The 8,718-nt window shown below is 63.4% G+C and carries 11 protein-coding genes and 1 pseudogene; 4 read left to right on the top strand and 8 right to left on the bottom strand.

The features are described 5' to 3' along the window. Together Y707_RS31825 and Y707_RS0121060 are read right to left on the bottom strand one after the other, a co-directional pair. A pseudogene (locus Y707_RS31825) lies at window positions 1–248 on the bottom strand (hypothetical protein); the annotation flags it as partial. Window positions 249–295: 47 nt separating this feature from the next. Then, on the bottom strand, window positions 296–1,543 hold the full coding sequence (locus Y707_RS0121060; protein WP_026536510.1) for an MFS transporter: 1,248 nt from the start codon (window positions 1,541–1,543) through the stop codon (window positions 296–298). Window positions 1,544–1,671: 128 nt separating this feature from the next. Here Y707_RS0121060 and Y707_RS0121065 point away from each other — a divergent pair, with 128 nt between their 5' ends. After that, window positions 1,672–2,148, top strand: a complete 477-nt coding sequence (locus tag Y707_RS0121065) for an Lrp/AsnC family transcriptional regulator (protein WP_026536511.1) — start codon at window positions 1,672–1,674, stop codon at window positions 2,146–2,148. Window positions 2,149–2,212: 64 nt separating this feature from the next. On the opposite strand, the gene Y707_RS0121070 is transcribed toward Y707_RS0121065, so the two are convergent. Continuing rightward, a complete protein-coding gene (locus tag Y707_RS0121070) occupies window positions 2,213–2,665 on the bottom strand; it encodes a DUF1801 domain-containing protein (RefSeq protein WP_026536512.1) in 453 nt (150 codons plus the stop codon). A 189-nt stretch (window positions 2,666–2,854) separates the two neighbouring features. Here Y707_RS0121070 and Y707_RS0121075 point away from each other — a divergent pair, with 189 nt between their 5' ends. Beyond that, window positions 2,855–3,739, top strand: a complete 885-nt coding sequence (locus Y707_RS0121075; protein WP_026536513.1) for an alanyl-tRNA editing protein — start codon at window positions 2,855–2,857, stop codon at window positions 3,737–3,739. A gap of 18 nt (window positions 3,740–3,757) precedes the next feature. Here the strand turns inward: Y707_RS0121075 and Y707_RS0121080 are convergent, their stop codons facing one another. From Y707_RS0121080 to Y707_RS0121100, 5 genes are all read right to left on the bottom strand, one after another. After that, entirely contained in the window at window positions 3,758–4,993 is a 1,236-nt protein-coding gene (locus Y707_RS0121080; RefSeq protein ID WP_026536514.1) for an RNA polymerase sigma factor, read from the bottom strand. Window positions 4,994–5,017: 24 nt separating this feature from the next. Further along, window positions 5,018–5,440 carry a YciI family protein gene (locus Y707_RS0121085; protein WP_026536515.1) on the bottom strand — a complete coding sequence of 141 codons (423 nt, stop codon included), beginning with the start codon at window positions 5,438–5,440 and terminating at the stop codon, window positions 5,018–5,020. Between the two features lie 171 nt (window positions 5,441–5,611). Beyond that, complete coding sequence (locus Y707_RS32350) at window positions 5,612–5,950, bottom strand: alpha/beta fold hydrolase (RefSeq protein ID WP_026536516.1); 339 nt, start codon at window positions 5,948–5,950, stop codon at window positions 5,612–5,614. A gap of 66 nt (window positions 5,951–6,016) precedes the next feature. Further along, on the bottom strand, window positions 6,017–6,409 hold the full coding sequence (locus Y707_RS32355; protein WP_216699321.1) for an alpha/beta fold hydrolase: 393 nt from the start codon (window positions 6,407–6,409) through the stop codon (window positions 6,017–6,019). Window positions 6,410–6,488: 79 nt separating this feature from the next. Beyond that, window positions 6,489–7,616: a class I SAM-dependent methyltransferase gene (locus tag Y707_RS0121100; protein ID WP_026536517.1), complete on the bottom strand. Its 1,128-nt coding sequence runs from the start codon at window positions 7,614–7,616 to the stop codon at window positions 6,489–6,491. 76 nt (window positions 7,617–7,692) lie between these two features. Here Y707_RS0121100 and Y707_RS0121105 point away from each other — a divergent pair, with 76 nt between their 5' ends. Both Y707_RS0121105 and Y707_RS28210 read left to right on the top strand, forming a co-directional pair. Then, window positions 7,693–8,016: a hypothetical protein gene (locus tag Y707_RS0121105; protein WP_035783074.1), complete on the top strand. Its 324-nt coding sequence runs from the start codon at window positions 7,693–7,695 to the stop codon at window positions 8,014–8,016. Between the two features lie 4 nt (window positions 8,017–8,020). Next, window positions 8,021–8,718, top strand: a 698-nt coding sequence (locus tag Y707_RS28210) for a nitroreductase family protein (protein ID WP_035783077.1), incomplete at its 3' end; no start/stop codon positions are given.

An 8,718-nucleotide genomic window follows, 5' to 3' on the forward strand; every position in this document is an offset into this window, starting at 1 on the left:
TCGTCGTCCGTATCCACCCCGCCGGCGCCGGCAATGACGCGCGCGACGCCATCGCCGCCGAGTTCGGCAAAGATCCGCTCCAGGGCTTCGCCCGCCTGCCCGGCACTGACGTTCTGGACGTTGGCGCTGGGAGCAGTGGCCTCGGCGATGACCTTTCCAGCGCTGATCCGGATGCCGTGGGTTTTGGAGCCGCCGATGTCGAGACCGATGACGTCGCGTTCTGTCCTGTCGTTTCCGTCGGCAACCATGGAACCAGCCTACCGACACCGCCTCGGTCTCGGAGCGTGCGCAGATCCTAGACGCGCACGGTGGGCCGGAGGGCCTTCCGCGCCGCTGCGCCCGCGAGTACCAGGCACATCAGGGCGATCATGCCTGCGAACCAGTTCACCGCCGTCGGCAGCCCCCACACTCCGGCGGCCGCGCCGAGCCCGATGACCGGCACCGCACTGCCCAGATAAGTAATGACATAAACCGTGCTGATGATCTGAGCGTGCCGCCCGGACTCGATGCTGTTCGCCACCTCGTTGAAGACGACCCGGAACGCCGCGCCCTGGCACACTCCGGCGGCAAGGCTGGCACCGATCAGCAGCGGGACACTGTCCAGCACACCGGCGGCGGCAACCAGGAGAACGGCAACACCCATCCCGGCCAGTCCGACGGGGACGAGGAAGCGTCCGCGCAGGGCAAACAGCTGGCTGATGGCGGAACTGCCCAGCACCAGCGCGGCCAGCAGACCGATCACCGGACGAGAGGACGTGCCGGCAATCTGAGCGAAATAGGTTGGGGCCAGCGACAGGAAGAACCCGAAAACGGCGAAACTGGTGAACCCGACGAGCGACGCCATCCAGAACTGGCTGCGCGCTTCACGGGAAATGGACGGCTTGCGGGGCTTCAGGGTCGCCATCGCACGCCCGGCTTCTGCCGGGTTGATCGCCGGACGGGCCTTCAGGACCAACAGTGGAACCAGCAGCACAAGCATGGCGAGGGAATGAATGACGAACGGCGTTTGCACGGGATCCGGCAGGGTCGAGAGGACTCCGCCGATCGCCGGTCCGGCGGCGACACCTCCGGCCGACACCAGCAGGGTAAACCGGGAAGACCACTCGGGGTGCCGCGGCAACAGTTCGCGCAGGGACGCGGCACTGGCACCGGTGGCCAGTGCGACGGCGGCACCCTGTAGCGCCCGGCCGGCCGCCAGTTGTATGAGGTCGGTGGCGTTGGCGAATACCATGCCGCCGGCCAGTGCGACGACGATCGAGACGGCGAGGGCGGCGCGCCGGCCGATATGGTCCGACCAGTGGCCAACAAGCATCAGCCCGGTAACCAGGCTCAGCACATAGCTGGAGAAAGCGATCGTGACGTCCAGGGAGCTGAGGCCCATCTGTGCCTGCAGCAGCGGATAGAGCGGCGTGGCAAGGTTCGCCCCGATCAACAGCATTGACAGAACGACGCCGGAGAGCACCAGGCGCATCCGGACCGAGGCGTCCCAGCCCCATTGCTGTGTCATAGCCGGCCGCATCCGCAGCTCGCTCAGTACCGTCACTTACGCCCCATTCGTGTCTCAATATCCTCTCTATAGTGAGACATTTATGGTCGATTGGACGTAGAGTTGGCTCAGAATTGATCAAATCACGCAAAACACGATTTGCCGACTGCAATGGAGTGATCGCGATGAGCAAACTCGACACGATGGACCGCAGATTGCTGCTGGAACTGATCAAGGATCCAAGGGCGCAGATCGGCGAACTCAGCGAAACACTGGGCATTGCCCGTAATACCGCCCAAACCAGGATCAAGCGCCTGCTCCGCTCGGGCATCCTGCGGAATGGCGGCCGGGAGATCGACCTGGAATCGCTCGAGTACGACGTCGTTGCTTTCGTGACGATCGAGGTCAACCACCGCGAGCTTGATGGTGTTATTGCAGCCTTGCGGACCCAGGCACAGGTGCTGGAGGTGTACGAAATCGCAGGCCGCGGCGATATCTGGTGCCGGGTTGCCGCCACGGATACGCATCATCTGCAGAGCGCGTTACGCTTTATCCTCCGGATCAAGGGAGTGCTGCGGACGGAGACCGAACTCGTGCTGCACGAGCACATCCCGTACCGCGCGCAGCCATTGCTCACCGGGATGGCGGAGACTACGGGCTAAGTTCCGCTCACGCGGCCGGTTCGTCCGCTACCCGCCGTTCTCAGGCGCCTGGCGTTACCCGGCGCTAGCGTTGCCGGGCGGAAGCGTAAACGTCCAGGAAGTCGCGTACGGAGATCCGCCGCATCAGCTCGGCAATCAGTTCATAGGGAATCTGATCCATCTTCTTGAACCGGATGCAGCTCTTACCCATGTCCAGTTTGCAACCGGTCTGCTTGTACGCGTTCTGGAACCACTCCAGAACGGCCGGATCGGCATAGAGACCCATGTGGTAGAGCGCGATGAAGTTCTTCTGGTTCCCCAAAGCGAGGAATGGCACCGGTTTTTTCGGGTCGCAGTGGTACCCCTCAGGATGGATCGAATGCGGGATGACCCAGTTGGGCATCGCGCTTTCAATCACCTCTTCGAACTCCGGATCGATGTTCTGCCGGATCGTTGCGAGCAGCTGCTGGAAGGCCGGCCGCCGGTCCTCCGGCAGTTTGGCGACATAGTCCTCGACGGAATCTGCTTCGATGTGCACTGTTTCTCCCCGATGTCTGCCGGCCCGCTGGTTCCCCTGTCCGGATGCCGGCGCGGTTTTTGATGGATCCAACCTTACTGGTTCTGCTGGACAGGGTAAGCAGGGACATCGCGGGCATCGGCGCAGGCGATAATCTGGAGACCGCTCCGGCTCCGCGTTGGCCGCCCTACCCCAATCTGAAGGACTTTCGTGACACTTCCCTCTGAACCGACCATCGTCACCTACCCCGACGGCGAAACCCGGGGAACCGCCGTCGTGCGTCATCTTGCCGGCCGGGATGACGGCACAACCGCCGTCCTGATCGATGCCACACCGTGTCACCCGGTCGACGCCGGTTGGCCGGACCAGGGACCGGACCGGGCCACCATCCGCCACAACGATGCGGAACTGGTTGTTATCGACTGCGTGGTAGCAGCGACCGACGGAACCGAACTGCTTACCGGTTCCGACATCCCGGTCAAGAAGGGCACCGAGGGGTGGACCTTCGCCGTCGCCCATATTGTCGACGACGGCGCGGCGCTGGCTGAGGGCGACAAGGTGGACGTTGTGGTCGACGACGACTACCGGACGGCCCTCTCGACCGGACACACCGCCTGCCACGTGGCTTCGCTGGCCCTGAACAAGGCGATGGCCGGGCGCTGGAAGAAGGAAGTCCGCGAAGACGGGCTGGGCGCTCCGGACTTCGACGGGCTCGCCATTGACGCGTCTATGATCGTCGAAAACGGTTCCGTGGACACCTACCGGCTCGGCAAATCACTTCGGCGCAAGGGCTTCATCGTCGACGGGTTTCAGGAGGACCTGCCCCTCATCGAGGACGCCGTCAATGCGGCCCTCACCGAGTGGGTCGGGACCCGCGCCGCCGTCCGGATCGACCGCGACGGCGAGACTCTCACCGACCGGCGCTTCTGGGTCTGCGAACTGCCGGAACAGACGGTAAGCATTCCATGTGGCGGTACCCATCTGAAGTCCCTGGCCGAGGTCTCATCGCTGCACGTCTCGTTGTCCACCGAGGATGTTGACGGCACCACTGTGCTGCGGATGGAGACGACGGCGACCCCGGTTCAGGGGCGGTAGAACGACCCGGAGCCGGAGCTACTTGCCCCTCATCGAATCCGCCTTGGCCTGCAGGACAGCTTTCTCGCGTTCATTCGCCGTGAGACCGGCCGCCGTGAGCAACTCGGGACGGGCTTCGTCCGTCCGTCCGAGCCGGGCGAGCAGTTCGCCGCGAACACTCGGCAGCAGGTGTGAACCCCGCAAGGCGCCCCGGGCATCGATCCGGTCAACGATCCGCAGTGCACTTTCCGGACCATTCGCCATCGACACCGCCACAGCCCGGTTGAGCTCGACGACGGCGCTGGGAGCGATACGGCCGAGCGCCTCGTAGAGCAGTACGATGCGGTCCCAGTCGGTCTCGTCGAAGGTTGGAGCGATGGTGTGGCATTCGGCAATGGCCGCCTGAAGCGAGTAGCTGCCGCGGCCCCGTCCCAACGCGTCGGCACGGTTGAGCGCTGCCCGGCCGCGGCCAATCTGGCTGCGGTCCCAGCGTGAGCGGTCCTGATCGGCAAGCAGGACCGGACTGCCGTCACCTGCAACGCGGGCCGTGAACCGTGAAGCCTGGAACTCCATCAGCGCCACGAGTCCATGCGCTTCGGGTTCGCGCGGCAGCATTCCTGCAACCACCCGGCCCAGCCGCAGCGCCTCATTGGCGAGCTCAATGCGAATCCACCGCTCCCCTGACGTCGCCACATACCCCTCGGTGAATATTAAATAGACGACGCCGAGGACTGCTCCCAGCCGGGCGCTCCACTCACTGGGATCAGGCACCTCGAACGGAACCCGAGCAGCCGATAGGGTCTTCTTCGCCCGGACAATGCGTTGCTGTACTGTCGCGACAGGCACGAGCAGCATGCGGGCGATCTCCTCAGTGGTGAGTCCGCCGACGACGCGCAGCGTCAACGAAACCTGTGCCTCCCGTGAGAGCACCGGGTGGCAGGCCGTAAAGATCAACCGCAGGACGTCGTCGGGAATCGGCTGCCATTCATCCTCGGTTGCTTCCGAGAGATCATGGGCGATGGCGCGATACCGCTCATCCAGGCGTTCACGCCGCCGCCAACCATCAATGGCCTTGCGCTTGGCCACAGCCGTAAGCCAGGCCCCCGCATTACGCGGAACGCCTGACTCCGGCCATTGGCTAAGGGCATCGACGATTGCTTCTTGAGCCAGATCTTCAGCGAGGCCGACGTCGCCGGTCATCTTGGCAAGCGTAGCGACGATGCGTGCGCCTTCAATCCGCCAGATAGCGTCCAGCGTGCCTTGGATGTTGGCCATCAGCGATTCCTCACGGTCAGCCGGTCACTTGGTGCCGAGCTCTTCCCGCCACTCGCTCTCCTTCTTGACGTACTCGTTGTCCGCGAAATCTTCGAAGTCGCTCTCGTCCGTCACGCGGCGGACCTCCAGCTTGCTGCCTGGACCGAGGGGCGCGCGGCTTGCCCATTCGGCGGCCTCCTCCTTGCTCGAGACCTGAATGATCCAGAAGCCATTGAACAGTTCGTGGGTCTCCCCATAGGGACCGTCGGTGACGATCGGCTGCTCGGCGTCAAAGTCGACGACAAATCCCTCGTCGGCGTCGGACAAGCCTTCGCCTGCCAGCAGCACGCCGGCCTTGATCATCGACTCGTTGTACTGGCCCATCGCGTTGATGATCTGTTCGAAGTCCACGTCTTTGTAGGCCTCCACTGCCGCTGCTGTCGCCCGCATAATCAGCATGTATTTCATGATGTTCTCCTTGTTCAGGAGGACGCCGGATGCGTCCCTCTACTAATGCGTCGAATGAAACAGTCCCGGATCGACATCTCCATGAAAAAGTTTCGAACTTCTACTTGCGATGGTTGTGGTCTCATATTCGTCGATAACTGTGCCTATGGCCAGAGACCGACGATGACTGCCTCATCGGGTCCCTACGGAGACCTTTGCGAACGTGGCGAGTTCGGCCGCCATGGGCGCCGGCTCCCAAGTGTGCTGTGCTCCCGGCATTTCCTTCTGGGCAGCGTTGGGCAGGACCTGGACAATGCGTTCAGCGGCCGCCGGCATTTCCGGGAACGTTTCGGTTCCATACATGGCCAGCACCGGCACGCGGATACCGCCGAGGCTCCCCTGCTCAAGTCCGCCGACCGACCATGCCATGGATTGTGCGTCGGCGCGCGTGCTGACAACTCCTGCGGCGATTTCCGGCCATTCCGGCGACGCCTTTGCCCCGGCCAGCCATTTCGGTGGCATGTCCTTCATGTAGTGCTCCTTAGCGCCTTCAAAGTCGCCGGCGTCGATGAGCCGCTCTATTTCATCCGACCATGCTTAAGTATCGGCAGCATCGCCGGCCAACGGCGCCTCCCACAGCGCGAGACCCTCGACGGGCAAGCCAGCAGCGGCCCCCTTGAGTGAGATGGAACAGCCGGACGAGTGCCCGCACAGCACGGCCGGACCGCCGACGACGTCGAGCAGCGCGGCGATGGCGTCGAGTTCGCGTTCAAGGGTCAACGGCCCTTCAGCGGCACTTTCACCCCGTCCCAGCCGGTCAAAGACCAGCGTCGTTACGCCTTGCTCAGCCGCACGTTCGGCGGTTTCTGTGGTCCACGGGTCGGTGGCGCGGAACGGCCCGGCGCCGGCGACGAAGATAATCGCCGGTCCGGAACCATAAAGGTCGTATGCCACCCGGTCGCCGCGGGCAGTGATTGCGAATTCAGTCATGTCGGTTCTCCTGTAGCTATCGAGTTGAGAGGCGCAAACGCCGCGCCCATACTGTAGAGACGGAGACGCCGCACGAAACTCATCGGCGGATGCTGCGGGTGACGGTGAATTTGGGATTGCGCCCCAGTTGTTCCGTAGGCCCGACTGTCTTCTCGAGCTGCGGCCGGTAGCGCAGGTGCGAGTTGTACACCGTCCACAACTCGCCGCCGGGCCGCAAGACCCTGGCTGCGGCGTCGAACAGTTTCAATGCTGCACCGGCATGGACCGACGCCCCGATGTGAAACGGCGGGTTGCAGACAATCAGACCGGCCGACGCGTCCTCGAAGGTGGCCATCGCATCATCCCGGACGGCGCTGACCCGCGCGGACAGCCCGTTGGCCTCGGCCGTTGCCGCCGCCGAATCCACAGCCGCGGCAGATTGATCCGTCGCAATGACCTCCAGGCCGGGCTTGAGCCTGGCCAGTTCCGCCGCTATCAGGCCTGTGCCGCAGCCTAAATCGACGGCGGTTCCTGATTCGATACCGGTCTTCGGCAGGAATTTAAGCAAAAACCGGGTTCCTAAGTCGACCTTGGTACCCGCGAACGCCGCACCATGGGCGCAGATCCAGAGCCCGAGACCTGGATGGAACTGCCGTGCCGGATATTCAGACGGACTCTGCGGCCGCAGGACCTCTCTGGACGTCAGCACCCGCGCCTTCCGCTTGCCCAATCCGGCCTGGACCGATCCGAAATACCGCCCGAGCACCTCGTTCATCGCCAAGCTCATGTGCTTGACCTGCCCGCCGGCGTACAGAACGACGTCGTCCGCACCGTAGCGTGCCACCGCGTCGGCAATTTCGGCGAGCGCTTCAAGACTGCGGGGCAGCTGCATCAGCACAACCCGCGCGCCGGCCAGCAGCTCCTCCCCCAACCCGTAATGCATGTAACCGGCATCGGGAGCCAGCCGTTGGGCGTTGCTGTCCAGCGCCATTTCACCTGTGATGCTGTCCTGATGGACGCGGATTCTCCCCGGATTGAACATCGCGGCGGCCCCCAGCGTCAGTGCGCCGTAGCGGTCACCGATGATGACGACGTCGTTATCGCCTGCCACTGTCAGGTCACCGGCGGCTTCCTCGAGGAGAAGCCGGTCGGCGGCGTCGGAAGCGAAGAGGTTGTCCGCCTGGACATCGGGATACCGGCTGAGTTCCTCGAAGGAAAACTGTTCCATCTATCCGCCCCCTTCCCGCTCGCCCATTCCTGCCTGTGAAAGACTACAGCCAGTATCTACCGGGGGCAGGCTCGTGATGACGTCGTTTTTCTGGGTGGCGGTGGCCACGGCGAGTTATGCCGCGAGCTGCGGCCTGGGCGCCGTCGTCAAGTTCCGGTTGTTTGATTCCAGCGGCGTCCATTGGCTCCATCATGCGTTCTATATCTGTACGTTCATTCTCACCGCGCTGGCTGTTTCCACCGTTTTCTGGATTCCGGGCGCTGCCGGCTGGTACCTGCTGCCGTCGCTGCTTCCGCTAGCCGCCATTCCCTATGTCAGTTCGCACTCGAACAACCACGTCTATCTCGCCCTCAGTGCGGCGCCGTTCTATATTGTCAGTCTCATCGTCTCCTGGAGGTAAATAAATGGAGTTCCTCGACGTCATCCGTGGCCGCAAGACAACCAACGGGCCGTTCCTGCCGGATCCGGTTTCCGAAGAGCATCAGCGGCTGCTCCTGACTGCCGCCGGGATGGCGCCGTCGCAGTTGAACAGCCAGCCATGGCGGTTCGTGGTGATCGAGGACCGCGACACCATTGACAGCATCGCTGGAATCAGCGGCGAGAGCATGACCCAGGTGATGGCGGAGGGAACGTTTTTCGAGCGGTACAAGCGCTACTTCCGCTTCAGCGAGGAGGAGATGGACGAGCGTCGTGACGGCATGCTTTTCGACCAGCTGCCCTCGCTGCTGCGGCCCTTTACCAAGCGGGTCTTCACGCCGTCTGGTCAGACTCTGATGAACAAGCTTCGCGTTCCGCAGAAGCTGGGGGCAGATAACCGGAAGCTCGTTGAAGGCTCGCCGTTGCTCCTGGGCGTGCTGCTGGACCGGGCGGAGTACAGGCCGAACCAGCTCTCCGGGTTTTACTCAGTGTTCAGCATGGGTGCGGCAATGGAGAATCTGTGGCTGACCACGGTGGAGCTGAAGATGGGCATCCAGTTCGTATCCTTCCCGATGGAAGTGCCGGAAAACTGGGCGAAGATTGTCGAACTGCTCGAGGTGCCGGACGAGCTGGAACTGATGGCGGTCTACCGGCTGGGCTACCTCCCGGCCGAGCAACGCCGACC

Source organism: Arthrobacter sp. H14 (genome assembly GCF_000520495.1).
Lineage (GTDB): Bacteria > Actinomycetota > Actinomycetes > Actinomycetales > Micrococcaceae > Arthrobacter_C.

Coding starts and splice junctions, on each gene's coding strand:
- Y707_RS0121065 (WP_026536511.1), top strand. CDS start 1,672: ATGAGCAAACTCGACACGATGGACCGCAGATTGCTGCTGGAACTGATC.
- Y707_RS0121080 (WP_026536514.1), bottom strand. CDS start 4,993: ATGGCCAACATCCAAGGCACGCTGGACGCTATCTGGCGGATTGAAGGC.
- Y707_RS0121085 (WP_026536515.1), bottom strand. CDS start 5,440: ATGAAATACATGCTGATTATGCGGGCGACAGCAGCGGCAGTGGAGGCC.
- Y707_RS32350 (WP_026536516.1), bottom strand. CDS start 5,950: ATGAAGGACATGCCACCGAAATGGCTGGCCGGGGCAAAGGCGTCGCCG.
- Y707_RS32355 (WP_216699321.1), bottom strand. CDS start 6,409: ATGACTGAATTCGCAATCACTGCCCGCGGCGACCGGGTGGCATACGAC.
- Y707_RS0121100 (WP_026536517.1), bottom strand. CDS start 7,616: ATGGAACAGTTTTCCTTCGAGGAACTCAGCCGGTATCCCGATGTCCAG.
- Y707_RS0121105 (WP_035783074.1), top strand. CDS start 7,693: ATGACGTCGTTTTTCTGGGTGGCGGTGGCCACGGCGAGTTATGCCGCG.